The sequence below is a fragment of the Nesterenkonia halotolerans genome (genome assembly GCF_014874065.1).
Lineage (GTDB): Bacteria > Actinomycetota > Actinomycetes > Actinomycetales > Micrococcaceae > Nesterenkonia > Nesterenkonia halotolerans.
Genome location: NZ_JADBEE010000001.1, coordinates 708,647 through 732,065, shown reverse-complemented (window position 1 = coordinate 732,065; position 23,419 = coordinate 708,647). Strand labels below are relative to the sequence as shown.

Sequence of the window (23,419 nt, the reverse complement as noted above, 5' to 3'; positions counted from 1 at the left end):
GCGACCCTGTCACTTCGTCGGTGCAGTGTCCACCGGGACAGCGAAGACGATGTGGTTGTCCTCGTGGCTGCCCTCCTCGACGTCGAAGAGTCCTGTGCAGGTGATCAGTCTCAGCTCGTCCTGCGGCTGCGCCCCGAAGACCTCCTGGGTGGGAAAGTCGTCCTTCGGGAAGACCTCGGTGCGCTGCACCCGGTACTCGTGGATCTCACCCTCAGCATCGGTGACCTCCACCTCGTCACCGGGCTCGAGCTCCACCAGACGGTGGAAGACCGCGGGGCCCGTGGTGGAGTCCAGGTGTCCGGCCAACACAGTGGGGCCGCGTCCTCCTGGCATGCCGCCGCCGTCGAACCAGCCAACCTCATTCCAGTCCTCTGGAACCTCCATGGTGCCGTCCTCAGCGATCCCGAGGTCGATGAGTGATTCCTCCACCTCGATGGAGGGGATGTTCACCGCGACGGGCCGCACCCCCTGCTGGGAGTCCGCTGCGTCGGCGTCCGGCGCTGCATCAGGAGACACCGGAGCAGAGGACTCAGCACTGGGAGACTCAGGGCTGGGGGACGCCTGACGAGGAGAGGCCGAAGCAGACGAAGAGGAACCACTCGTCTCGCCGGCATCGGGCCCCTCGGTCTGGGTCCCGGCCGTGCCGCAGGCGCTCAGGCTCAGCCCCGCCGCCAGGGCGGCGGCGACCCCGAGGGGCCACCGCCGAACCCTGGGAACAGCGGGCCCGTGAAGGAGTCGGGTCACGAGGTCTGGCTGCGCCGCACCAGCATCCAGGCGCCCGCGCCGGCGAGCGTCAGCACGCCTGCTCCGGCGATGACTCCGACGTCGGTGGAGGACTGCTGCAGCCCGCCGCCACCGGTCTCAATGCCGTCCAGCGGGACCTGCATGAGCTGTCCGCGGACCACGCCGGGGACGAATTCCTCGGTGTGCGAATCTCCGGTGAAGCCGGCGGGGTCGGCCTCGATCTCGGCGAGGCTGAATCCCTCGCCGGTGTCAGCGCCGTCGTCGCCCTCTACACCGGTCGTGAAGGGTCCAGCCATGCAGCCGGAGGAGGTCCGCGGGCCCTCACCGACGGGCTCAGGGTTCGGGAAGGCGATGCGCGGCGGTCCGGGCTCTCCCGCAGCGGCCTCGTGGATGTGCGTGGCGGTGTTGGCGGGGCTCTCGTAGCCGCCGCTCACGCCCTCCAGGGTGATGTCGTAACAGATGACCTCTTCCTCTGAATTGATCCAGAACATGAAGTCGCCCGTCGCGCCCTCCTGACCCGGAGCAACCTCTCCGTCCGGGTTTATGACCTGGTCCGGCGTCGCCATGACCGAGAATGCGCTGGTGAACTCGTCGGGTCGCTCGACCATCCCGTCACCCTCGGTGCTGGCCTGGGCCATCGTAGGGGAGAGCAGCAGCGCGGCGGCGCCCAGTGTGGCGCCTGCGCCGATGGTCCTGCGTCGATATGTCGTCATCATGGTGACTCCTTGGAGAACTCGTGTGAGCTGAATCTCAACCCCACATTGGGTACTACCCCGAGGACCCGGCGAGCGTTCATCCATGAGCAGGTTTTTCTTCCCGCTGATTCAGCCAAAGACGCAGGTCGAGCTGTGTATCGTAGAGCGAGACTCCACAGCCCTGCCCGGCTGGATCCTGGTACACAGAAGGAGAGGCCGATGACGCGCGAAGCGGCTGAGCACGTGCGCACCGACCGACCACCGACCGCCAGGGTCCCGAGCATCGAATTTGCCTATGACCAGCACAGCGCAGAGATCTTCGGGTTCGCGATCAACGCGCTGCAGGACCGTGGAGCCGCCGAGGAATGCGTCCAAGAGACCTTCGTGCGGGCCTGGAGGGCGCTCGACCGTTTCGATCCGGGACGAGGAAGTCTTCGGACCTGGTTGTTCGCGATCGCCAGGAACGTGGTGCGGGACGCTTTCAGCGCGCGGAAGCGTCTTCCGATCCCGATGGAGCCCGAGGCCACACAGCCCGAAGCCGCCGCTGAGGACCCGCCGGATCCCACGCAGATGATGGTGCTGGTGCAGGCGTTGGGACTGCTCAGCGCCGATCACCGTGAGGTCGTGGTCGCGGTGCACCTGCTCGGATTCACCTACGCTGAACTCGCTGAATCGCTGCAGGTGCCCGTCGCGACCCTGCGGACCAGGAGCTACTACGGACTGCGCGGCCTGCGCCGTGCGATGGAAGAGATGGAGGGTGAGGCATGAACCAGAATCACGACGACGCCGACCCTCGCCTGGAGCCGACAGCACGTCCCGGTCAGGCGCCGCTGACCGGGGCCGAGCACGTGACCCAGCGGCAGGCCGAGCTGCTCGGTGCCGCCGCCGCGGACGACCTCAGCCCCGCCGAGCGGCAGGAGCTCGAGACGATGTGCGCCCAGAACCCCTGGCTGGCCCAGGAGCTGCGGCAGCTGAGACGGACGAGCTCCGCGCTGGGCCAGCACCTGGGCGGGTGGAACGAAGAGGCTCCTTCCCAGCAGCTGAGGGCGCGTGTCCTCGCTGAGGTCGAGGCTGCGCCGGCTCAGGACGGGACCGCTCACGCTGCCATGGCCGAGGATGGGACGGCCCACGCAACGACCGCTCCTGCTCAAGCCGCGGGCGTCTCCACCCCCGTGCCCGCGCCCACGAACAGCACACCTCAGGCCGCGCCCGCTCGCTCCGACAATGCTCACTCGACACCTGGAAGCGCGGGCACCCGTCGTGCCGGCACTCGCCGCACCCGGAGGCGCCGGACCGTGCTGCTCGCCGCCGCCAGCGTGGCGATCGGTGTGGCCGCCACTCTCGGCGTCCAGACCGTGCTGGATTCTGGCCCGGCCGACACGGGCAGCGATCCAGCCCCTGAGTTCGTCGCGGCGCAGCCCTCGGGCACGCCAGGAGAGCTCGGTGTCCAGGAACCTGTCTCCTTCACCGAGCCGGACCTGGCCGGCGGGGACGCTGAATCCGATCCCGAGGTGGCCGTGGAGGGTGCCCTGGTCGCGCACACCTGGGGCACCGAGACGGTCCTGGAGATCACCGGATTGCCGGTGGGCAGCAGCTACTCCGTGGTGCTCGTCGGCGAAGACGGTGAGGAGATCGAATCCGGCTCCTTCCTCGGCTCCGAGCTGCCCGTGGAGTGCAGGATGAACGGCGCGGTGCTGCGCGAGGACGTGGATCGCCTGGAGATCCGCGCCGAGGACGGCACTGCCCTCACCGCAGCCGAACTGCCCGATGTCGACTGAACCGGCACACCCCACGGCTGCGCCACGCACCGTCGCACAGGCAGGTGAGGACGGGGTCCTGGCGATCATCATGGCGGAGCTGGGCGACCAGGCTCGACCAGCGAACGACCTCGTGACCATGACCCTGCCGCCGGGCGACGACGCTGCGGTCCTGCAGCTTCCCGACGACGGCGCACCCGCCCGGATCGTGCTCACCACCGACACCCTGAGCCAGGACCAGGATTTCCGCCTCGAGTGGTGGGGCCCGCAGGACCAGGGCCTCCCCGCTGGGCGAGCCGTGGGCCTGAAGGCCGCCGCGCAGAACCTCTCAGACCTCAATGCGATGGCCGCGACACCCATCTCCCTGCTGGTCAGCCTCACTCTGCCGGGCGCCACGCCGTTGGACTGGGTCCGTGGCTTCTACGGTGGACTGGCCGAGGCGCTGCGGACTCCAGGAGCGCAGGGCTGTGTGCTCGCCGGCGGAGACCTGGGCTCGGGTCCTGGCATCTCCGTGAGCATCACCGCGGTGGGTCGGCTTCCGGGCTCGCGGCAGCCGCTGACCCGCGTCGGCGCCCGGGCGGGAGACCAGGTGGCGGTCTCCGCTGGGCTGGGCCGGGCGGCGGCGGGGCTGGCGCTGCTGGAAGCCGGGCATGATTGCGCCGGGGAGCTCGCCGGGCTGCGGGACGCCCAGATCGCCCCTCGACCAGTGCTGACCACCGGTGCGCAGGCCGTTCAGGCAGGAGCCACCGCGGGGATGGATCTCTCCGACGGTCTGCTGCGCGACGCCGGACGGCTCGCTCGAGCCTCCGGGGTTCGAATTCGGATCGACGAAGCACCGCTGCGCGAGCACACGCGAGCTCTGGAGCCCGCCGCCGCCGCCCTGCACCTGCCCGAGGCGCAGACGCTGCACTGGGCCGCAGCCGGCGGCGAGGACTACGCCCTGCTGGCCACCTTCCCTGCCGAGGCCGCACTGCCGGAGGGCTTCTGCCGGGTCGGGGAGGTCATCTCGGCTGATGAGCCGCACGAGTCCGAAGACGCCGATGGCGCCCCCGAAGTGATCTTCGAGAGCGCCATCGATGAACTTGGCTGGGATTCGATGCGCGCCTGAGCCCGCCGCTAGATGCGACTCAGGCGCCTGTCGCCATGCGACTCAGGCGTCGACGAAGTGGCGGCCCAGCTGGGCGAAGCGCCAGCCGGCGCCTTCCCACTGTGCGGCGTCGAGGACGTTGCGGGCGTCGATGAACTGCTTCTGCGCCACGAGAGATTCGAGATCAGCAGGTACCAGACCCTTGAACTCGTTCCACTCGGTGGTCAGCACCACCAGGTCGGCATTGGTGACGGCCTCGGTCATCGAGTCCACGTAGCCCAGGCGCGGGAAGCGCTTGGCGGCGTTGCGGTTGCCCTCGGGGTCGTAGACCGCGACGTCGGCACCGGCGCTGAAGAGCCGGACCGCCACGTCGAGCCCGGGGGAGTCCCGGACATCGTCGGAGAGCGGCTTGAAGGCCACACCCAGCACCGCGATCCGCTTGCCAGTGAGGTCCCCGGAGAGGATGTTCTCCGCCAGGTTCACCACACGGTCGCGGCGGCGCAGGTTGATCTGGTCCATCTCGTCGAGGAACCGCATGGTGTGGTCCAGGCCGAGCTCGCCCACGCGGGTCTGCAGGGCGCGGATGTCCTTGGGCAGGCAGCCGCCGCCGAATCCGACGCCGGCATTGAGGAACTTGCGTCCGATGCGGGTGTCGTGGCCGATGGCGTCGGCGAGCGTGGTGATGTTGCCGCCCACAGCCTCGGTGACCTCGGAGAAGGCGTTGATGAAGGAGATCTTGGTGGCCAGGAACGCATTGGCCGCGACCTTGACCAGCTCCGCGGTCTCGAAGTCGGTGTTGATCCAGGGGGTGTCGCGGCCGAGCGCGTCGGAGTAGACGTCGCGCAGGATGGCCTCATCGGCCGGATCCGCGGTGCCCACCACGAGGCGGTCGGGGCTGATCGTGTCCTTGACGGCGAAGCCCTCGCGCAGGAACTCGGGGTTCCAGGCCAGGGTGACGCGCACATCGGGGGCAGACTCTTCCTCGACCAGCTTGGCGAGCCGGCGTGCGGTGCCCACCGGAACGGTGGACTTGCCGACGATCAGCGCGTCCTTGGTGATGGCCCGGGCGAGTGACGCGGTGGCCGCATCGACGAAGGTCATGTCCGCCCCGGTGCCGCCGGCCTGCTGGGGGGTGCCCACGGCGATGAAGTGCACGTCGCCCCAGGCTCCGACCGTTTCGAGGTCTGTGGTGAAACGCAGTCGGCCCGAATCCACGTGCTTGCGGATCAGTTCGGGCAGGCCGGGTTCATGGAAGGGGAGCTCTCCGCGGGAGAGCGAGTCGATCTTCTCGGGATCAATGTCCACGCCGAGCACGTTATAGCCCAGTTCAGCCATGCATGCCGCATGGGTGGCGCCGAGGTAGCCGGTTCCGATGACACTTATATTCTCAATCACGCCCCTCATCATAAGGGCCTGAAGTGCAATTCCGGGAATACCGGATCACGGGTGCGCCGAATCGGCTACTGCTCGCCCAGACCGTGCTCCGCCGCGTCGGGATTCTTCCGCACGAGCTCGGTCAGCTGGTGGGCCGCCTGGACGACGACGCCGGCGTACTGCCGGCCGGGCTGGCGGGTCAGCCGCTCGATCGGTCCAGAGATGGAGACCGCAGCTATCACTCGACCCGATGGCCCGCGCACCGCCGCCGAGACGGAGGCGACTCCGGCCTCGCGCTCGCCGAGGGATTCGCCCCATCCACGACGCCGCACGCCCGCCAGCACCGTCGGGGTGAAACGTGCGCCCTGCAGGCCCTCGACAAGGCGCTCATGATCCTCCCACGCCAGCAGCACCTGCGCGGCGGAACCAGCCTTCATCGAGAGCTGGGTGCCCACCGGAATCGAATCACGCAGTCCGATCGGCCGCTCGGCGGAGGCCACACACACCCGGGCATCGCCCTGGCGGCGGTACAGCTGCGAGCTCTCACCCGTGGCATCGCGCAGACGCAGCAGGATCGGACCCGCAGCGGTGACCAGCCGGTCATCGCCCGCGGCAGAGGCCAGCTCGGCGAGCCGGGAGCCGATCACATAGCGGCCGCGCACATCACGGCTGAGGAAGCGATGGTGGACCAGGGCGCTGGCCAGCCGGTGCACGGTGGGGCGCGCCAATCCTGTGCACTCCACCAGCTGCGCCAGCGAGGCCGGCCCGGCTTCCAGTGCGTCCATGATCATCACAGACTTGTCCACCACGCCGATCCCGGAGGGGGAGTGCAGCGGACGCGGTGGATCCGGGGGCAGCGTGGGCGGGGTCGTCGCGCCAACCCCCGCGGGGCCCAGCTTCTGCGCCACCATGCGGCGCTGCCGCGCGGTCGACGTCTGGGGAGAGTAGATCTCGGAGGACTGAGGCGGACGCGGCTCTCCGGGGCGGGGCGAGGACGGCGAAGCTGGCATGGGTCCATGATACTGGCAATCGCGCCGTCGATCTCAGATAATGAGACCTGTGCGGCCGGGTATAGATGCCGCCGTGCATTGGTGTTTCTCTAGTATGTGAGCCCATCAGGAGGATCCCATGGCAGAGAAGCCACTCACATTGCCTGAAAAGGTCTGGCGCGATCACATCGTCGTCCCCGGCAAAGAATCCGATGGTCAGCGTTCCCCTGACCTTCTCTACATCGATCTGCACCTGGTCCACGAGGTCACCAGCCCGCAGGCGTTCGAGGGCCTGCGCCTGGCCGGACGGCCCGTCCGCCGCCCCGACCTGACCATCGCCACGGAGGACCACAACACTCCCACCCTGGAGATCGACAAACCCATCGCGGACCCCATCTCGCGCAAGCAGGTGGACACTCTGCGCGCCAACGCCGAGGAGTTCGGCGTGCGCATCCATTCCCTCGGTGATGCCGACCAGGGCATCGTCCACGTGGTGGGTCCCCAGCTCGGCCTGACCCAGCCCGGAATGACCGTGGTGTGCGGCGACTCACACACCTCCACCCATGGAGCCTTCGGTGCGCTGGCGATGGGCATCGGCACCTCTGAGGTCGAGCATGTGCTCGCCACCCAGACGCTGCCGCTGAAGCCCTTCAAGACCATGGCCATCACGGTCAACGGGTCGCTGCGCCCAGGGGTCAGCTCCAAGGACATCATCCTGGCGGTCATCGCCGAGATCGGCACCGGCGGCGGACAGGGCTACGTCCTGGAATACCGCGGCAGCGCCATCGAGGAGCTCTCCATGGATGCGCGGATGACCATCTGCAACATGTCCATCGAGGCCGGCGCCCGGGCAGGCATGATCGCCCCGGACGCCACCACCTACGAATTCATCCAGGGCCGCCCGCATGCCCCGCAGGGGCAGGACTGGGACGCTGCGGTCGAATACTGGGACTCGCTGCGCACCGACGAAGGCGCCGTCTTCGACGCCGAGGTGATCCTCGACGCCGACACCCTGGATCCCTTCGTCACCTGGGGAACGAACCCCGGTCAGGGCGTGAGCCTCAACGGCACGGTCCCCGCACCGACCGATTTCACCGACGACGTCGCCCGCGAATCTGCTGAACGGGCGCTCACCTATATGGACCTCACCCCCGGCACCCCGATGAAGGACATCCGGGTGGACACCGTCTTCCTTGGCTCCTGCACCAACTCCCGCATGGAGGACCTGCGCGCCGCCGCGGAGATCATCGCGGGACGCGAGAAGGACCCGGAGGTCCGCATGATCGTGGTCCCCGGCTCCGCCAAGGTCCGGCTGCAGGCCGAGGCCGAGGGGCTCGACCAGGTGTTCAAGGACTTCGGGGCGGAATGGCGCTTCGCCGGCTGCTCCATGTGCCTGGGCATGAACCCGGACCAGCTGGCTGAAGGGGAGCGCTGCGCCTCCACCTCCAACCGCAACTTCGAGGGACGGCAGGGCAAGGGTGGCCGCACCCACCTGGTCTCACCCGTGGTGGCCGCCGCGACCGCCATCCGTGGCACCCTCTCCGCTCCTGCGGACATCCTGGTCCCCGCCTGACGTCGCCCACCGCCAGCCCTGAGCTCCGTCCTCGACCGTCAAAGAAAGACATCATGGAACCCATCACCACGCACACCGGCGTCGGTGTCCCGCTGAAGCAGTCGAATGTGGACACCGATCAGATCATCCCTGCGGTGTACCTGAAGCGGATCACCAAAACCGGGTTCGAGGACGCGCTGTTCTCCTCCTGGCGCAAGGACCCCAGCTTCGTGCTCAACCAGCCCACCTACCAGCACGGCTCCGTGCTCGTGGCCGGCTCGGACTTCGGCACCGGCTCCTCCCGCGAACATGCGGTGTGGGCGCTCAAGGACTACGGCTTCCGCGCCGTCATCTCCTCGCGCTTCGCCGACATCTTCTATGGGAACTCCGCGAAGCAGGGACTGCTCGCCGCCAAGGTCGCCCAGCCCGATGTGGAGCTGATCTGGAAGGAGCTGGAGAACAATCCCGGCATCGAGATCACGGTGGACCTGGTGAACCGCACCGTGATCTGCGGGACCATCGAGACCAGCTTCGAGATCGACAACTACACCCGCTGGCGTCTGCTCGAGGGGCTGGACGATATCTCGCTCACACTGCGCGAGGAGTCAGCCGTGGAGACCTTCGAGGCGACGCGGCCCGGTTTCAAGCCGAAAACCCTGCCAGCAAAGGTCTGACGCCGCTGCGGCGCTGCGCCGCGCGAGCCCGCCTTGACCGAATCGTTGTCTCAGCCAGCGGCGGAACTGGGAAGGGATTCCAGCGGCGTTGGTTACAGTGGCATGGCTACATTCCGCGTTGTCGAAGAAGGGACTTCCAGTCCAATGGCCAAGCTGCTCACCGTTCAGGGTGGAAAGCCACTAGAGGGATCCGTCCATGTCAGGGGTGCCAAGAACCTGGTGCCCAAGGCGATGGTCGCGGCCCTGCTGGGCAGCGAGCCCTCCCAGCTGCGCAATGTCCCTGAGATCAAAGACGTCGAGATCGTCACCAATCTGCTGCAGATCCACGGGGTCAAGGTCGACGCCGACCCGGCCACCGGTGACCTCACGCTCGACCCGCGAGACACCTACAGCGCCGCGCATTCAGAGATCGACGCCTATGCCGGGGACTCCCGCATCCCGATCCTCTTCTGCGGTCCGCTGATGCATCAGAACGGCGAGGCCTTCATCCCCGACCTCGGTGGCTGCCGAATCGGGGACCGACCGATCAACTACCACCTCGAGGTGCTGCGCAACTTCGGCGCCGTCGTCGACAAGACCCCCACGGGCATCCACATCTCCGCCCCACGCGGACTCAAGGGCGCCAAGCTCACCCTGCCCTTCCCCTCAGTGGGCGCCACCGAGCAGGTGCTGCTCACTGCGGTCCTGGCTGAGGGCATCACCGAGCTGGACAACGCGGCAGTGGAGCCAGAGATCCACGACCTGATCGCGATCCTGCAGCAGATGGGCGCGATCATCACGGTCTTCACCGACCGGGTCATCCGCATCGAGGGTGTGGAGCGGCTCTCCGGCTACAAGCACCGCGCCATCCCCGATCGCAACGAGTCGGCCTCCTGGGCCTCCGCCGCGCTGGTCACCCAGGGCGACATCTACGTCAAGGGCGCCGCACAGCGGGACCTCACCGCGTTCCTGAACACCTACCGCAAGATCGGCGGCGAGTTCTCCGTCGACGACGAAGGCATCCGCTTCTGGCACGCGGGACATCCACTGAAGCCGCTGGTCCTGGAGACCGACGTGCACCCGGGCTTCATGACCGACTGGCAGCAGCCGCTGGTCGTCGCCCTGACCCAGGCTCACGGGGTCTCCATCGTCCACGAGACCGTCTACGAGAACCGCTTCGGCTTCACCGAGGCGCTGGAACGCATGGGCGCCTCCATCCAGCTGCACCGGGAATGCCTGGGTTCGAGCCCCTGCCGCTTCGGTCAGCGCAACTTCCTGCACTCGGCCGTGATCTCCGGACCCGTGGAGCTCAAGGGTGCCGAGATCAACGTCCCGGACCTGCGCGGGGGCTTCTCCCACCTCATCGCGGCGCTCGCGGCGAAGGGCACCTCGACCGTCACCGGCATCGAAGTCATCAACCGTGGATACGAGCACTTCATGGACAAGCTCGTCGGACTCGGTGCGGATGTCGAGATGTCCGAACGCTGAGTCTGCCCGGTAGGGTTGATCTCTGTGACCGACCACAGCAGCGACCCAGCACCCATCGAGGGCAGGCGCCCCCCGAAACGCCGAGATCCTCGCGGTAAAGCAGCCCGCCGCGCGGACGAGGTGGACTACACGGTGGGACGCGGCACCCGGATCGGATTCGGGGTGACCGCCTCCGCAGCCATCCCTGTGCTGAACCTGTTGCTGGGACGCAGCTGGCGAGGCCTGGACACGCTGCCCGAGGAGGGCTTCATCGTCGTGGCCAACCACATCAGCGAGGCGGACCCGCTGGCGGTGGCGCACGCGGTCTACCGCAGCGGCCACACCTTCCACTTCATGACCAAGGATTCGCTGTTCAGGGTCCCGGGGCTGGGCAGGCTCCTCAGCGGGCTCAAACAGATTCCGGTGAGCCGCGACAGCCGGACCGATGCGCGCCGCTCCCTCGATGCGGCGCGCGACGTCCTCTCCGCAGGTGGTGCGATCATGATCTACCCCGAAGGCACGCTCACCCGCGACCCCGAGGGCTGGCCCATGCGCGCCAAGACCGGCGCGGCGCGACTGGCGCTGAGCACTGGCGCACCGCTGATCCCGATCACCCACTGGGGAGTTCAGGACTTCTTCGGGACCTACGCCAAGTTGCCGAAGGTTCTTCCACGCAAGCGCTACCGGCTCGCCGTGGGCCAGGAGATCGACCTCTCCGACCTGCGCGCGGTCCCGATGACCCGCGCGGTGCTCACCGACGCCACCGAACGCATCGAATCCGCGCTCACCGAAGGTGTGGCCGGCCTGCGCGGCGAAGAGCCCCCGGAGCTGATCTGGGATCGAAGCCTGCGCCAGCGGGTTCCGCGCAGACAGCCCCGCGGCGGACGCGCACCTAAGTCGACTCCCGAGGAGGGTTCACCGTGACCACGATCGCTGTGCTGGGAGCCGGAAGCTGGGGCACCACCTTCGCCAAGGTGCTTGCCGACGCCGCCGTGACGGGTGGCCAGGAGACCACCGTGACGCTGTGGGCCCGCCGCGCCGAAGTGGCCGCCGAGATCAACGAGGCCCACACGAACACGACCTACCTGGGGGAGACAGCACTTCCCGAGATGATCTCCGCCACGAGCGACCTGGCCGAGGCGGTCACGGGTGCGGAGATCGTCGTGCTCGCCGTGCCGGCGCAGTCGCTGCGCTCTCACCTGGGCGTGGTCCGGGAGAACCTTCACCCCGCTGCGGTGCTGGTCTCGCTGATCAAGGGCCTCGAACGCGGAACCGACCTGCGCATGTCAGAGGTCATCGCCCAGGAGCTCGCCGTCGGACCCGACCGCAGCGTGGTCATCTCCGGTCCCAACCTCGCGATGGAGATCGCTCGTGAAGAGCCCACCGCCTCCGTGGTCGCGTGCGCCGAGGAGTCCGTGGCCGAGCGGGTCGCGGCACTGTGCAACAACGCCTACTTCCGTCCCTACACGAACACCGACGTGATCGGCGTCGAGATCGCCGGAATCGTCAAGAACGTGATCGCCCTCGCCGTGGGCATCTGTGACGGGCAGAAGCTCGGGGACAACTCCAAGGCCTCGGTCATCACCCGGGGACTCGCCGAGACCACCCGACTCGCCACTGAGCTGGGCGGCGCGCTGGAGACCTTCTCCGGGCTCGCCGGTCTGGGCGACCTCGTGGCCACCTGCGCGTCGCCGCTGTCCCGCAACCGCAGCGCCGGACGCCTTCTGGGGGAGGGGCTCACCGCCGAGCAGGTCACCGAGCAGCTCTCGCAGACCGCCGAAGGCATGAAGTCAGGCTCCGCCGTCGTCGAGCTGGCCCGTCAGCACCGGGTGGAGATGCCGATCTGTGAAGCCGTGGTGGCCGTCCTCGAGGGGAAGCTGACGGTGGACCGGCTGGCTTCCCTGCTGCTCGCCCGAGACCTCAAAGCCGAAGGAAAGTAGATCCATGGCAGACAACGCCCCGGCACTGAAGCCGCGTGTCCTCGTCCTCTATGGGGGCCAGTCCTCCGAACATTCCGTGAGCTGCGTGACCGCAGCAGGAGTGCTGGGCGCCATCGACACCGACGCCTTCGACGTCGTCGCTGTGGGCATCACCGCCACCGGTCAGTGGACCCGTCCGGTGATCGATCCCCGCACCCACGCTTTCGGGGCGGATGAGCTGCCGCGGGTTCTGCCCACCGAATCCACGGTCCAGCTGCACTCAGGCGCCGCAGGGTCCTCCGAGCGCAGCGCCGAGCTGCTGGAGGTCCACCCGGACGGCTCCTCCACCGCCATGGGTCAGGTGGACGTGGTCTTCCCGCTGCTGCACGGGCCCTTCGGTGAGGACGGCGCCCTGCAGGGTCTGCTTGAGCTCGCCGGCCTGCCCTATGTCGGCGCCGGTGTGCTCAGCTCGGCGATGGCCATGGACAAGCACTACATGAAGATCGCCTTCGCCGCTGCAGGGCTGCACGTCGGGCCCTGGGTGACCATCACCGATCGGCAATGGTCCCAGGACCCCGCCGCTGCTCTGGAACGCGTGCGCGCGCTCGAGCTGCCCGTGTTCGTGAAACCATCGCGCGCCGGCTCCTCCATGGGGATCACCCGTGTGGATGCCTTCGACCAGCTGGAGGAAGCCATCGCAGCGGCCCGGAAACACGACCCCAAGGTCATCGTGGAGCAGGGGATCGACGGCCGCGAGATCGAGTGCGGCGTGCTCGGCTCCCACGCCGGGTCGCCGGCCCGCGCCTCGCTGCTGGGCGAGATCGTCGTCCATGACGGGTCCCAGGAGCACCAGTTCTACGACTTCAACGCCAAGTACACCGATGCCACCGCAGCAGACCTCTCCTGCCCGGCGGAGCTGCCCGATGATGTCAGCGACGAGATCCGCCGACAGGCGGTGATCGCCTTCGAGTCGCTCGGCGCGGAGGGAATCTCCCGGGCCGACTTCTTCTATACCGGCGCGGGCGAGGTGGTCATCAATGAGGTCAACACGATGCCCGGATTCACCCCCATCAGCATGTATCCGCAGATGTGGAAGGCCACGGGCATCGACTACCCGGAGCTGATCGCCGAGCTGATCTCCTTGGCACTGGAGCGCCCCGCCGGTCTGCGCTGAGCGAAGCCTCTGGGTCGGAGCAGAAACAGGGGCCCGCTAGGGGTTCTCCGCGGTGCCTTCCGCGTCGTCGGTCTGTTCGATGTCCTGCTCCGTGGTCGTGCAGCTGCGCGTCTGCTCCACCCGCTGCACCGCCGTGGACATGGCCAGCATGGCCGTGGACGAGGCCACCTCATCGAGATTCAGCAGCACCTCCACCGCGGGGTCTCGGCCGTAGCTGACCAGACGCCAGGTGTGGTCGTCCTCCTCAAGCGCGAGCCAGTCCACGCCGTCGGCGGACACACAGAACTCCGGACTGGGGCCCGGCGGCACGACGCCGCAGCGCACCACGACCTCACTGGGGTCACCCCAGACCGCCGTCCCCTGTGAAGCGGTCGGTCTCAGCTCGTGCTCGCCGATGACCTCCGGTATCGCGAGCATCACATCGGCGCATTCGGGGTTCGCGGCGTCAGGCGCCCCCGCGACGGTGGCGGTGCTGGCGCATCCGCTCAGCGCCAGGCCTGCGGCGATCACCACCGAGCTCAGAACCGTGCGGACGCCACGGCCACGCTCACGGTGATATCGAGGGTTCAACGGCATATGACATATTCTGTATGAAGTCCATACCATTTGCCCATTTCAGGAGCACCCATGACGAACCAGGTCGGCTACGACGAACCCAAGCCCACTAGGCGCCGTGGTCGTCGTGCTGCGCTGATCATCGTCAGTGTGATCGCCGTGCTCGTGGTCGGTGCGCTGGTGGCGGCGATGATGTACATCAACTCGCTCAGCAGCGCCTACGAGGACAACGCCCAGGTCTTCGAGGAGAGCTTCCCCGAGGAAGAGGGACGCCCGGTCAAGGCCGAGGATGACGAGTCGATCAACATCCTGCTGCTGGGCTCCGATGCCAATGGCGGTTCCGGCGAGACCGAAGACCTGCCGGACGTCCCGCAGGGCGGACGCTCGGACACCATGATGTTCGTGCACATCCCGGGCGACCGCGACGGCGTGCAGATCATGTCTATCCCGCGTGACCTGTGGGTCGAGGTTCCCGGCCAGGGCCAGCACAAGATCAACGCGGCACTGAGCCTGGGTGGGCTTCCGCTGACCATCAGCACCATCGAAACGCTGTTCGACGCTCGCATCGATCACGTGGCCGCCGTGGACATGCTCGGTTTCACCGGACTTGTCGACGCACTCGGCGGAGTGACGGTGAACTCCAGCTATGGGGAGGCGTTCACCACAGGCGAGGGGTACACCTTCCAGCCCGGGGAGCAGACCATGAACTCGGAGGAGGCGCTGTCCTTCGTGCGCCACCGCAAGAGCTTCCCGGACGGGGACCTCCAGCGCGTGCGCAACCAGCAGGCCTTCATCCGAGCAGTCATCGACGAGACACTGACCCCGGGCAACCTCAGCAATCCCGGCCGCGTCCAGGACATGGTCGAGACCTTCTCCCCGCACCTGATCGTGGACGACACGCTCGACTCCTCCACCGTGGCGTCTCTGGCATGGAACATGCGCGGCGCCGCGAGCAGCATCGACATGTTCACCGTCCCGACCGCCGGCAACGGGTATTCGGACGACGGGCAGTGGATCTTCTACCAGGACGAAGCTGCCATGGACGAGATCTCCTCCGCGATCCAGGACAGCACCCTCGACGAGTATGCCGCCAGCAGATGAGGTGAGCGCTCCTGCCTGTGGACAGGGCGCGGGTGCGGGACCGAGCGTGCAGCGAGAGAACCACCGAGAGGGGTGCGGCAGATGAGGGGCAAGGTCAAGGGCGCCGCAGCCGTGCACCGCTGGTTCATCCTCGCTGAGGCCGCTCTGGAGCAGAACAAGGACAACCTCAACCGGCTCAACGTGTTCCCCATCCCGGATTCCGACACCGGGGAGAACATGCTCGGCACCATCCGCGCCTGCCGCAGCAGCGTGGAACAGGCCCCCAGCCAGGACCTCGGAGGGCTCTTCGCCGCCGCGGGCTCCCGGGCGATGTCCGAGGCCTACGGAAATTCGGGAACTCTGCTGGCCGTGCTGATCTCCGGTCTCGCGGAGCCGCTCCACGGCCAGGAACGACTGACCATCACCGGACTCAGCCATGCCCTGGAGCGGGCCCGCGTCCGCTCCTGGTCCGCACTCACCGACCCCGTGGCCGGCACGATGCTCTCGGTGCTGGACGCCGTCCACGATGAGGTGCGCCGGTCCGCGGGTGAGGCCGAGGAGCCGGAGAGCCGGGCAGCGCTGGAGGCCGTCATGCCCCACGTGGTCTCACGAGCCCTCGCCGCGGTGGAGGCCACACGGGAGCAGCTGCCGGCCCTGCAGCGGGCTGGGGTCGTTGACTCCGGAGGAGCCGGGCTGCTGGTCGTGCTCATCGCGCTGCATGCCACCATCACGGGCCGAGACATGGACTTCTCCGCGCTGCAGACGCTTCCCGGATGGAACCAGGGGCAGGACACGCCCGCCGCGCAGGACTCGACCGGGGTGGAAGTCATGTGCACCGTGCGGCTTGACCCCCTCGGCGCCGCCTCGCTGCGGCATGAGTTGAACACGCTCGGCGACTCGGTCATCGTGACCCCCATCGACTCGGCGGCCGCTGAGGACGGGAGCTACCGCTGGCGCATCCACGTCCACACCCGCGAGGAGCCCAGCACCGCGGAGACCGTGCACGCCGCAGGAGAGGTGGAGTCCTACTCCGCGACGCCCCTGCACCGAACCCAGGAGTGACCCGGCGTGGCAGTGCTACCCACCACCGAACTCCACCGAGTCCTGGGCGCCGAGTCCGCCAAGACCCTCGAACAGGGACTGGGCATCACCACCGCGGCGGAGCTACTGCAGCACTACCCCCGCCGGTGGATCGAATTCGGCCATCTCTCCTCCTTCCGAGACCTTCCCGAGGCGGGGGAGCACGTCAGCCTCATCGCTGAGGTTACCGGGGTCTCGGTGCGCAAGATGCAGAACCGGCGCGGCTCGCTCGCCGAGGTCTGGGTGGCCGACGACGAGGGCAATTCGCTGAAGATGGCCTTCTTCAACGGCTGGTCCGTGGGCAGGACCCTGCGTGCCGGTGTCCGCGCGATCTTCCACGGCAAGGTGGGGAGCTACCGGGACCGTCCGACCCTGACAAATCCCGACTTCACGGTGCTCCTGGACACGGATCCCCTGGACGCCCCCAACGGTCCCGGCGCTTCGAAGGGATCCGAGGAGGCCGTCCACTCCGGCGAGATGGTCAGTGCAGCGGCGAGCGCGTCGGACCCAGAGAGCGCCGTCCAGGCCCCCCGGGTGCTCAGCCGGGGCCGCACCCCGGTGCCGCTCTACCCCGCCACGTCCAGCATCAGCAGCTTTCGGATCCTCGACTGCATCGAGATTCTGCTGGACATGATCGACTTCGAGGACTGGCCCGAGCCGCTCCCGGCCACCGTCCGGGCCGCCGAAGCGCTTCCCGACCTGGGGGAGGCGTATCGGCTGATCCACCGACCCGAGACACTCCAAGACCCGGACCGTGGTCTGCACCGGATGCGCTTCCACGAGGCTTTCCTGCTGCAGGGGCTGCTGCACCTGCGCCGCGTCCAGGACCAGGACCGTGCAGCCACGCCCAGGCCGCGGCGTGCCGGCGGCCTCCTCGATCGTTTCGACGCCTCGCTGCCGTTCACGCTCACAGCGGGACAGCGAGAGTGTGGAGACCTCATCGCCGCCGAACTCGACCGGGAGCGCCCGATGAACCGGCTCCTGCAGGGTGAGGTCGGCTCGGGCAAGACGCTCGTGGCGCTGCGGGCCATCCTGCAGGTGCTCGAGACGGGAGCCCAGGCCACGCTGATCGCGCCGACCGAGGTGCTCGCCGCGCAGCATGAACGATCCCTGCGCCGCATGCTCGGCGGCCTGGCCGATGAGCTCGGACTGACGCTGCTCACCGGATCGCTGAACACCGCCCAGCGGCGCAGCGCGCTGCTGGACATCGCCTCCGGCACCGCGCGACTGGTGGTGGGCACTCACGCAGTGCTCGGCGAGCAGGTGCACTTCCTGGATCTGGGGCTTGCAGTGGTGGATGAGCAGCACCGCTTCGGCGTCGAACAGCGGGATGCGCTGCGACACCGCTACGAGCTGACCCCGCATATGCTCGTCATGTCCGCCACGCCCATCCCGCGGTCGGTGGCGATGACTGTCTTCGGCGACCTCGAACTGACCACTCTTGAGGGTCTCCCCAGCGGACGCCAGCCGATCGCGACCCATGTGGTCCGCACGGTCCAGGGCCCCCGGATGATCGGCCGGGTCTGGGAGCGCATCGCAGAAGAGGTCGCGGCCGGGCACCAGGTCTATGTCGTGTGCCCCAAGATCAATGAGGCTGACCACCGCGAGGACCCGGAGACCGGAGTCCAGACGGACCAGGACGCCTCGGTGGAGCTCATCTCCCAGCGGCTGGCCGAGCACCCTCTGCTCGGCGAGACCCGACGGGCCCAGGTCCACGGCAGGATGGACGCCTCCGCCAAGGAAGAGGTGATGACCGCCTTCGAACGCGGCGAGATCGACGTGCTGATCTGCACCACCGTGATCGAGGTCGGAGTCGATGTCCACAACGCCACTGTCATGGCCATCCTCGACGCCGATGCCTTCGGCGTCTCCACGCTGCACCAGCTGCGCGGGAGGATCGGTCGCGGCGGAGCCCATGGACTGTGTCTGCTGGTGACCCGGCTGCCCGACGAGCACCCTTCTCTGGAGCGACTGGACCAGGTGGCCGAACACTCGGACGGCATGACCCTGGCCAGGCTCGACCTCGAGCGGCGCCGTGAGGGCAATGTGCTGGGCGCGGCCCAGGCGGGACGTGCCTCCACCTTGAAGCTGCTGCGCACGATCAGAGATGAGAAGATCATCACTCGCGCCGCAGGGCTGCTGGCGGAGCTCAGTGCGGCCGACCCGCGCTGGGAGGCATACCCCGGGCTGCGCGAGGCGGTGTCGCAGTATCGCGATGTCCACGCCGGAGCCGACGAGTTCATCCAGCGCGGCTGACCGCGGTAGATCGCAGGGCAGGGCAGCGCGAGCCCGAGCAGCACAAGCCAGAGCAGAACAGCGCAGACAGGAGCAGGCCATGGCACGCATCATCGCTGGCACGCACAAGGGGCGTCGTCTCACGGCCGTCCCCACCGACGCCACCCGACCCACCAGCGACCGGGTCAAGGAATCGCTGTTCTCCCGGCTTGAGGGCTATGACGCGCTCGAGGATGCCGTCGTCGTCGATCTCTATGCAGGGTCAGGAGCGCTGGGCTTCGAGTCGATCAGCCGCGGCGCGCGCAGCCTGGAGGCGGTGGACAAGGCGGAGGCCGCGGTGAAGACCCTGCGCCGCAACGCCGAGCCCTTTCACGCACCCGGATCGGAGATCAGCGTGCACAAGGCAGATGCGCTGAAATACCTCACCGCTCGCACTGGGCCGGCGATCGAGCTGCTCTTCCTCGATCCGCCCTACCAGTTCGGCGACGCCGAGCTGCTGAAGGTCCTCACCGCGGCAGTGGGCCAGCTGCATGAGGGGGCCACTGTGGTGATCGAACGCGAGAAGCGCAGCGGACGTCCCTCGATGCCCGAGGGGCTGGAGATCTTCAGTGAGAAGTCCTACGGGGGAACCCACGTGTGGCTTGTTGAGCCCACTGGTGAAGCTCCTCCCCGCTGAGCACGTCCCCGGGATGCGGGCCTGCGGCCCAGATGGCGTTGAGCTCGGTCTGCTCCAGCGGAGCCGATCGGCGCGCGGCGAAGGTCAGATTCCCCTCTGCGCGGGCCTCGAGCACATCGGTGGGCGCGCTCAGCAGCGCCGAGTCGTTGGACGTCCCCAGCCCCGCTGAGGCTTCGAGCAGCGAGGCCACCTGGGCGCGGACGAAGTCCATGGGCGGCTCGTCCCCGAGGTTCATCAGCAGCAGACCGCCCGGCGCGACCTGCTCGAAGGCGCGGGCGTGAAACTGGGTGCTGGTGAGCTGCGCGGGCGCCTCCGCGCTGTTGAACAGGTCGACCACGACGACGTCGAAGGTGCGCCCAGCGAGAACGCCGCCCGGGGCGATCGCCGCGGCGGCGTCCGCGATGAGGTTGTGCGGCAGGGTGCGCATCGGCAGGTGCTCGAGCACGAACTCCACCAGCTCCGGCTCGATGTCGAGCACCGTCTGCTCGACCTCTGGGAAATGGTGTTCCAGCCAGCGCGGCAGGGTCAGCGCGCCTGCTCCCAGATGCAGGATCTGCGGGGCCTGGTGCGCCCCTCGGGCCGAGAGGCGCTCGCGGGCACAGGTCTGCAGCACCGCTGCCATCCGGATCAGGTAGTCGTGCAGCAGGAAGCCGGGGTCGCCGACCTCGACATGGGACTGTTCGGCCCCTCCGATGCTCAGCACGACGCCGTCCTCGGTCAGGTCATCCAGGTGCAGCTCCGCCAGGCTGCCTGAGAAGGACAGCCGCTGGCTGCGTGGGAGCCCCAGCCCCTCCCGCGCCGGCATCAGCGGCGGGCCGCCGGCTCGCTGGCTCGCTCGTGCGCTGGGTGCGCTGCCAGAGCCGCCGGAAGATGCTCGCGCATGCGACGCAGAGCCTCGGTGATGGTGGTGTGATCCTTGCAGAAGGCGAAGCGCACCAGGCGCTGCAGCTCGTCCATGGGCTGGGCCGTGTGCTGGATCGTCAGGGCTGAGACCGGGATCGCGGCGACCCCCACCTCCTCGGCGAGGATCCGGCAGAAGTCGACGGCGGAGAGCGAGGTGAGTCCGGAGACGTCACCGAGGACGAAGTAACCCGCCTCCGCCGCATTCGGAGCCAGGCCGAGATCGTGCAGGCCCTCGCGCAGCAGGTCGCGCCCGGCCTCGAGCTCCGCCGTGTTCCGGGCGAAGAATCCCCGGTCGTCCTCGAGACCCTGGGCGACCGCCCACTGGAAGGCGGGGCCGGAGGAGAAGCTCAGGAACTGCTTGACCCCGCGGATCTGGCTGATCAGCTCCGCGCCGCCGGTCACCCACCCGACCTTCCACCCGGTCACCGAGAAGGACTTCCCGGCAGAGCCCACGGCGACGGCCACCTGCTCGGCCCCCTCCACGGTGAGGATGCTGCGGTGGGGGAGTGCGGCGTCGGAGAGGACAAGATGCTCGTAGACCTCGTCGCACATGATCCGCAGGTCGTGCTTCTTCGCCAGTTCGACGATCCGGCCGAGCTCCTCGGTGCTGAAGACGGTTCCGGTGGGGTTGTGCGGCGTGTTCAGCAGGATCATCGACGTGCGCTCGGTGATCGCCGCCTCGAGCGCGTCCACATCCGGTCGGAACTCCGGACCGCGCAGCGGCACCCCGACCATCCGGGCCCCCGCCAGGGCGACACAGGCGCCGTAGGAGTCATAGTGCGGCTCGAAGGTGAGCACTTCGCTGCCTGGCTGGGCGAAGGCGAGGATCGTCGCCGAGATGCCCTCGGTGGCTCCGGTGGTGACCATGACCTGGGTCTCCGGGTGCAGGTCCAGGCCCTGCCGACGTCGCTGCGCGGAGCTGATGGAGGCCCGCAGCTCGCTCAGGCCCATCCCCGGCGCGTACTGGTTCCGTGGACCTGAGCTGGGGTCGGTGATCGACTGCGCCGCGAGCTCGAGCAGCCAGTCCGGGCCCTCGGTGTCCGGAAAGCCCTGGCCGAGGTTGATGGCCTGGTGTGCAAGGGCCGAAGCCGTCGTGCGTTCGTAGATGGTGGGCACGACGCGGGGCGAAGAGCGAGGGGACTCCGGGTCCAGGGTGTTGGCGCCGGCCGCGCTGCGGGCCCAGGGCTTCTCGAAGGCGAGCGGATCTGGCTGGGGAGAGGGAGAGGACATGAACACCATGGTAGAACGCACACGAATCCTGGACATTTCCTGCGCGCCCCCAGCAGGCCCGTCTCCGCCTGGAGTAATGTCGTGCCATGCAGCTAGCAGTGTGCCCCGGATCATTTGACCCCCTGCACAACGGACACGTGGAGATCATCGCGCGTGCCTCGAACCTCTTCGACGAGGTGATCGTCGCCATCTCACCCAACATGCACAAGAACCCTATGTTCTCGGTCCAGGAACGCATGGACATGGCGCGAGAGACCTTCTCCTATGTGCGCGGAGTCAGCGTCAAGCCGCTGGGTTCCGGGCTGCTGACGGAGTTCTGCAAGGAGGTCGGGGCCAACGCGCTGGTCAAGGGTCTGCGGGACCCCAAGGACCTGGCCTACGAGAGCCCCATGGCCACGATGAACCGCCATCTCTCCGGGCTCGAGACGGTGTTCCTCGCCGCCGACGGCCGCTACACGCACCTGTCCTCGACCCTGGTCAAGGAAGTCCACTCCCTCGGCGGCGACGTCTCGGAGTTCGTGCCGCGAGCCGTCCAGCGCCGGCTGCAGGAGCGGCGACGCAGCTGAACCGACGAGCGGAGCTTCCCTCTCGAAGAATTCGGTCACGCGCAGTGCTGGAGATTCCCTGGTCCCCGGGCCCAATAACGATAAGGTGTGTACATGAGTTCAACGACTTCTATCCGCAAAGCTGTGATTCCCGCCGCTGGTCTGGGAACACGCTTCCTTCCGGCCACCAAGGCGATGCCCAAAGAGATGCTCCCAGTGGTGGACGAGCCGGCCATCCAGTATGTCGTGGCTGAGGCCTCGAAGGCTGGCCTCGAAGACATTCTGATGATCACCGGACGCAACAAGCGCTCCCTGGAGAACCACTTCGACCGGGTTCCGGACCTGGAAGCCACGCTGGAGGCCAAGGGCGACACCAAGAAGCTCGACGCCGTGCGCCGCGCCACCCAGCTCGGCGACCTGCACTACATCCGCCAGGGCGAGGCCAAGGGCCTCGGCCACGCCGTGCTCTGCGCCAAGCGACACGTGGGAGACGAGCCCTTCGCCGTGCTCCTCGGCGACGATCTCATCGACGAGCGGGACGAGCTCCTCTCCACCATGCTGGAGACCCAGCAGCGACTCGGCGGCTCGGTCATCGCGGTGATGGAGGTGCCGGAGGAGAACATCAGCGCCTACGGCGTGATCGACGCCAACGGCAAGGACAAGGAGACCGACGCCGAGGGCAGGCCCGCCGACGTCGTCCCGGTCCACGCCCTGGTGGAGAAGCCGGCAGCGGAGGACGCCCCCTCGAACCTGGCCATCATCGGACGCTACGTCCTGCACCCTGCGATCTTCGCGGAGCTCGAGCAGACGGCGCCGGGACGTGGCAACGAGATCCAGCTGACCGACGCCCTGCAGGAGATGGCGGGCAAGCCGGTCGAAGACGGCGGCGGAGTCCACGCGGTGATCTTCCGTGGTCGCCGCTACGACACCGGCGACAAGCTCAGCTACATCAAGGCTGTCGTGACGCTGGCCGTGGACCGCGAGGACCTCGGACCGGACCTGCGAGAGTGGCTGAAAGAGTTCGTCGCGGAGATCTGATCCCCGGTTCGCACGCCACCTGCCCCGACTGGTAGAGTGGCACGTCGGTCTAGATCATTAAGGAGTGGTTCAGCGATGACTGCTCTCACTGTAGATGTCCAGGAGCTCCGGGGCAGACCCGGAACTCAGGACGAACTCTCCAGAACTGTCCCTGCCCCGAAGGACCTTGCAACGGTCCTCATCGGGATTCCGCAGGGCAGTGATCTGCAGCTGGATCTGCGCCTGGAATCGGTGCACGAGGGTGTGCTGATGACTGGCACGGCCTCTGCCGAGGTCAGCGGCCAGTGCGGACGTTGTCTGGATGAGATCAGGTACCCGCTCACCGTCGACGTGATGCAGCTGTTCAGCTGGCCCCAGAAGGCCCAGGCAGCTGCTGACGCCGAGGATGAGGACACGCGCCTGATCCCTCACGACCTCACCATCGATCTGGAACCGGTGCTGCGCGACCTGATGGTCTCGGCACTGCCGTTCCAGCCGGTCTGCCGCGAAGGCTGCCCGGGACTGTGCTCCGAATGCGGATTCCGCATGGAGGATGACCCCGAGCACTTCCACGAGCAGCTCGATCCCCGGTGGGCAGCGTTGAAAGACGTGGCCGCCGGAATGCCGGATCCGGACTCTTCGTCCGAATCCAGCACCTAGAACCAAGTCAAGAAGACCCTGTCCATC

General features: G+C 67.9%; 23 protein-coding genes. 16 read left to right on the top strand and 7 right to left on the bottom strand.

Annotated elements, in window-relative coordinates:
* Window positions 1-9 precede the first annotated feature (9 nt).
* Together H4W26_RS03325 and H4W26_RS03320 are read right to left on the bottom strand one after the other, a co-directional pair.
* Window positions 10-744: a class F sortase gene (locus H4W26_RS03325; protein WP_318779753.1), complete on the bottom strand. Its 735-nt coding sequence runs from the start codon at window positions 742-744 to the stop codon at window positions 10-12.
* A complete protein-coding gene (locus H4W26_RS03320) occupies window positions 741-1,460 on the bottom strand; it encodes a CHRD domain-containing protein (RefSeq protein WP_192590731.1) in 720 nt (239 codons plus the stop codon). The genes H4W26_RS03325 and H4W26_RS03320 overlap by 4 nt, the downstream gene beginning before the upstream one ends.
* 198 nt (window positions 1,461-1,658) lie before the next feature.
* On the opposite strand from H4W26_RS03320, the gene H4W26_RS03315 reads away from it, so the two are divergent.
* From H4W26_RS03315 to thiL, 3 genes are read left to right on the top strand one after another with little or no spacing between them, the layout of a single operon-like run.
* Window positions 1,659-2,207: an RNA polymerase sigma factor gene (locus tag H4W26_RS03315; RefSeq protein ID WP_192590730.1), complete on the top strand. Its 549-nt coding sequence runs from the start codon at window positions 1,659-1,661 to the stop codon at window positions 2,205-2,207.
* A complete protein-coding gene (locus tag H4W26_RS03310) occupies window positions 2,204-3,217 on the top strand; it encodes a hypothetical protein (protein ID WP_192590729.1) in 1,014 nt (337 codons plus the stop codon). Before H4W26_RS03315 ends, H4W26_RS03310 begins: the two co-directional genes overlap by 4 nt.
* On the top strand, window positions 3,207-4,304 hold the full coding sequence (gene thiL / locus H4W26_RS03305; RefSeq protein WP_192590728.1) for a thiamine-phosphate kinase: 1,098 nt from the start codon (window positions 3,207-3,209) through the stop codon (window positions 4,302-4,304). Before H4W26_RS03310 ends, thiL begins: the two co-directional genes overlap by 11 nt.
* A gap of 42 nt (window positions 4,305-4,346) precedes the next feature.
* On the opposite strand, the gene H4W26_RS03300 is transcribed toward thiL, so the two are convergent.
* Window positions 4,347-5,687 carry a UDP-glucose dehydrogenase family protein gene (locus H4W26_RS03300; protein ID WP_225939576.1) on the bottom strand — a complete coding sequence of 447 codons (1,341 nt, stop codon included), beginning with the start codon at window positions 5,685-5,687 and terminating at the stop codon, window positions 4,347-4,349.
* 56 nt (window positions 5,688-5,743) lie between these two features.
* Window positions 5,744-6,568, bottom strand: a complete 825-nt coding sequence (locus tag H4W26_RS03295) for an IclR family transcriptional regulator (protein WP_378625975.1) — start codon at window positions 6,566-6,568, stop codon at window positions 5,744-5,746.
* Window positions 6,569-6,785: 217 nt separating this feature from the next.
* Here H4W26_RS03295 and leuC point away from each other — a divergent pair, with 217 nt between their 5' ends.
* The 6 genes from leuC (at window position 6,786) to H4W26_RS03265 (ending at window position 13,411) form a co-directional block, all read left to right on the top strand.
* Window positions 6,786-8,219 (top strand): 3-isopropylmalate dehydratase large subunit, encoded by a 1,434-nt coding sequence (gene leuC, locus H4W26_RS03290; RefSeq protein WP_192590726.1) that lies wholly within the window; start codon window positions 6,786-6,788, stop codon window positions 8,217-8,219.
* Between the two features lie 53 nt (window positions 8,220-8,272).
* Window positions 8,273-8,872, top strand: coding sequence for a 3-isopropylmalate dehydratase small subunit (gene leuD / locus H4W26_RS03285; RefSeq protein WP_192590725.1), 600 nt, complete (start codon window positions 8,273-8,275; stop codon window positions 8,870-8,872).
* Between the two features lie 144 nt (window positions 8,873-9,016).
* Window positions 9,017-10,339, top strand: coding sequence for a UDP-N-acetylglucosamine 1-carboxyvinyltransferase (murA, locus tag H4W26_RS03280; RefSeq protein WP_192590724.1), 1,323 nt, complete (start codon window positions 9,017-9,019; stop codon window positions 10,337-10,339).
* Window positions 10,340-10,363: 24 nt separating this feature from the next.
* Complete coding sequence (locus tag H4W26_RS03275) at window positions 10,364-11,242, top strand: lysophospholipid acyltransferase family protein (protein WP_318779752.1); 879 nt, start codon at window positions 10,364-10,366, stop codon at window positions 11,240-11,242.
* Entirely contained in the window at window positions 11,239-12,258 is a 1,020-nt protein-coding gene (locus tag H4W26_RS03270; protein ID WP_192590723.1) for an NAD(P)H-dependent glycerol-3-phosphate dehydrogenase, read from the top strand. Before H4W26_RS03275 ends, H4W26_RS03270 begins: the two co-directional genes overlap by 4 nt.
* A gap of 4 nt (window positions 12,259-12,262) precedes the next feature.
* The gene (locus H4W26_RS03265; protein ID WP_192590722.1) at window positions 12,263-13,411 is read left to right on the top strand and encodes a D-alanine--D-alanine ligase family protein; all 1,149 of its coding nucleotides are present in this window, start codon (window positions 12,263-12,265) and stop codon (window positions 13,409-13,411) included.
* 36 nt (window positions 13,412-13,447) lie between these two features.
* On the opposite strand, the gene H4W26_RS03260 is transcribed toward H4W26_RS03265, so the two are convergent.
* Entirely contained in the window at window positions 13,448-13,987 is a 540-nt protein-coding gene (locus H4W26_RS03260; protein ID WP_192590721.1) for a DUF3515 domain-containing protein, read from the bottom strand.
* Window positions 13,988-14,038: 51 nt separating this feature from the next.
* Between H4W26_RS03260 and H4W26_RS03255 the strand changes: the two genes are divergently transcribed.
* The 4 genes from H4W26_RS03255 (at window position 14,039) to rsmD (ending at window position 19,037) form a co-directional block, all read left to right on the top strand.
* Entirely contained in the window at window positions 14,039-15,067 is a 1,029-nt protein-coding gene (locus H4W26_RS03255) for an LCP family protein (RefSeq protein ID WP_192590720.1), read from the top strand.
* 81 nt (window positions 15,068-15,148) lie between these two features.
* Window positions 15,149-16,108: a DAK2 domain-containing protein gene (locus tag H4W26_RS03250; RefSeq protein WP_225939796.1), complete on the top strand. Its 960-nt coding sequence runs from the start codon at window positions 15,149-15,151 to the stop codon at window positions 16,106-16,108.
* A 6-nt stretch (window positions 16,109-16,114) separates the two neighbouring features.
* Entirely contained in the window at window positions 16,115-18,382 is a 2,268-nt protein-coding gene (locus H4W26_RS03245; RefSeq protein WP_192590718.1) for an ATP-dependent DNA helicase RecG, read from the top strand.
* A 79-nt stretch (window positions 18,383-18,461) separates the two neighbouring features.
* On the top strand, window positions 18,462-19,037 hold the full coding sequence (gene rsmD / locus H4W26_RS03240; RefSeq protein WP_192590717.1) for a 16S rRNA (guanine(966)-N(2))-methyltransferase RsmD: 576 nt from the start codon (window positions 18,462-18,464) through the stop codon (window positions 19,035-19,037).
* On the opposite strand, the gene H4W26_RS03235 is transcribed toward rsmD, so the two are convergent.
* A complete protein-coding gene (locus tag H4W26_RS03235; RefSeq protein ID WP_192590716.1) occupies window positions 18,967-19,842 on the bottom strand; it encodes a spermidine synthase in 876 nt (291 codons plus the stop codon). The two genes, rsmD and H4W26_RS03235, sit on opposite strands and share 71 nt — an antisense overlap.
* Window positions 19,842-21,170, bottom strand: coding sequence for an aminotransferase class I/II-fold pyridoxal phosphate-dependent enzyme (locus tag H4W26_RS03230; protein ID WP_192590715.1), 1,329 nt, complete (start codon window positions 21,168-21,170; stop codon window positions 19,842-19,844). Before H4W26_RS03230 ends, H4W26_RS03235 begins: the two co-directional genes overlap by 1 nt.
* Before the next feature lie 86 nt (window positions 21,171-21,256).
* Here H4W26_RS03230 and coaD point away from each other — a divergent pair, with 86 nt between their 5' ends.
* From coaD to H4W26_RS03215, 3 genes are all read left to right on the top strand, one after another.
* On the top strand, window positions 21,257-21,736 hold the full coding sequence (gene coaD / locus H4W26_RS03225) for a pantetheine-phosphate adenylyltransferase (RefSeq protein WP_192590714.1): 480 nt from the start codon (window positions 21,257-21,259) through the stop codon (window positions 21,734-21,736).
* 93 nt (window positions 21,737-21,829) lie between these two features.
* On the top strand, window positions 21,830-22,753 hold the full coding sequence (gene galU / locus H4W26_RS03220) for a UTP--glucose-1-phosphate uridylyltransferase GalU (protein ID WP_192590713.1): 924 nt from the start codon (window positions 21,830-21,832) through the stop codon (window positions 22,751-22,753).
* Between the two features lie 75 nt (window positions 22,754-22,828).
* Window positions 22,829-23,392, top strand: coding sequence for a YceD family protein (locus H4W26_RS03215; protein ID WP_192590712.1), 564 nt, complete (start codon window positions 22,829-22,831; stop codon window positions 23,390-23,392).
* The last annotated feature ends 27 nt before the right edge of the window (window positions 23,393-23,419 follow it).

Coding starts and splice junctions, on each gene's coding strand:
- H4W26_RS03300 (WP_225939576.1), bottom strand. CDS start 5,687: ATGAGGGGCGTGATTGAGAATATAAGTGTCATCGGAACCGGCTACCTC.
- H4W26_RS03295 (WP_378625975.1), bottom strand. CDS start 6,568: ATGGTGGCGCAGAAGCTGGGCCCCGCGGGGGTTGGCGCGACGACCCCG.
- thiL (WP_192590728.1), top strand. CDS start 3,207: ATGTCGACTGAACCGGCACACCCCACGGCTGCGCCACGCACCGTCGCA.
- H4W26_RS03235 (WP_192590716.1), bottom strand. CDS start 19,842: ATGCCGGCGCGGGAGGGGCTGGGGCTCCCACGCAGCCAGCGGCTGTCC.
- H4W26_RS03320 (WP_192590731.1), bottom strand. CDS start 1,460: ATGATGACGACATATCGACGCAGGACCATCGGCGCAGGCGCCACACTG.
- coaD (WP_192590714.1), top strand. CDS start 21,257: ATGCAGCTAGCAGTGTGCCCCGGATCATTTGACCCCCTGCACAACGGA.
- H4W26_RS03230 (WP_192590715.1), bottom strand. CDS start 21,170: ATGTCCTCTCCCTCTCCCCAGCCAGATCCGCTCGCCTTCGAGAAGCCC.
- H4W26_RS03260 (WP_192590721.1), bottom strand. CDS start 13,987: ATGCCGTTGAACCCTCGATATCACCGTGAGCGTGGCCGTGGCGTCCGC.
- leuC (WP_192590726.1), top strand. CDS start 6,786: ATGGCAGAGAAGCCACTCACATTGCCTGAAAAGGTCTGGCGCGATCAC.
- galU (WP_192590713.1), top strand. CDS start 21,830: ATGAGTTCAACGACTTCTATCCGCAAAGCTGTGATTCCCGCCGCTGGT.
- H4W26_RS03250 (WP_225939796.1), top strand. CDS start 15,149: ATGAGGGGCAAGGTCAAGGGCGCCGCAGCCGTGCACCGCTGGTTCATC.
- murA (WP_192590724.1), top strand. CDS start 9,017: ATGGCCAAGCTGCTCACCGTTCAGGGTGGAAAGCCACTAGAGGGATCC.
- rsmD (WP_192590717.1), top strand. CDS start 18,462: ATGGCACGCATCATCGCTGGCACGCACAAGGGGCGTCGTCTCACGGCC.
- H4W26_RS03310 (WP_192590729.1), top strand. CDS start 2,204: ATGAACCAGAATCACGACGACGCCGACCCTCGCCTGGAGCCGACAGCA.
- leuD (WP_192590725.1), top strand. CDS start 8,273: ATGGAACCCATCACCACGCACACCGGCGTCGGTGTCCCGCTGAAGCAG.
- H4W26_RS03255 (WP_192590720.1), top strand. CDS start 14,039: ATGACGAACCAGGTCGGCTACGACGAACCCAAGCCCACTAGGCGCCGT.
- H4W26_RS03215 (WP_192590712.1), top strand. CDS start 22,829: ATGACTGCTCTCACTGTAGATGTCCAGGAGCTCCGGGGCAGACCCGGA.
- H4W26_RS03265 (WP_192590722.1), top strand. CDS start 12,263: ATGGCAGACAACGCCCCGGCACTGAAGCCGCGTGTCCTCGTCCTCTAT.
- H4W26_RS03315 (WP_192590730.1), top strand. CDS start 1,659: ATGACGCGCGAAGCGGCTGAGCACGTGCGCACCGACCGACCACCGACC.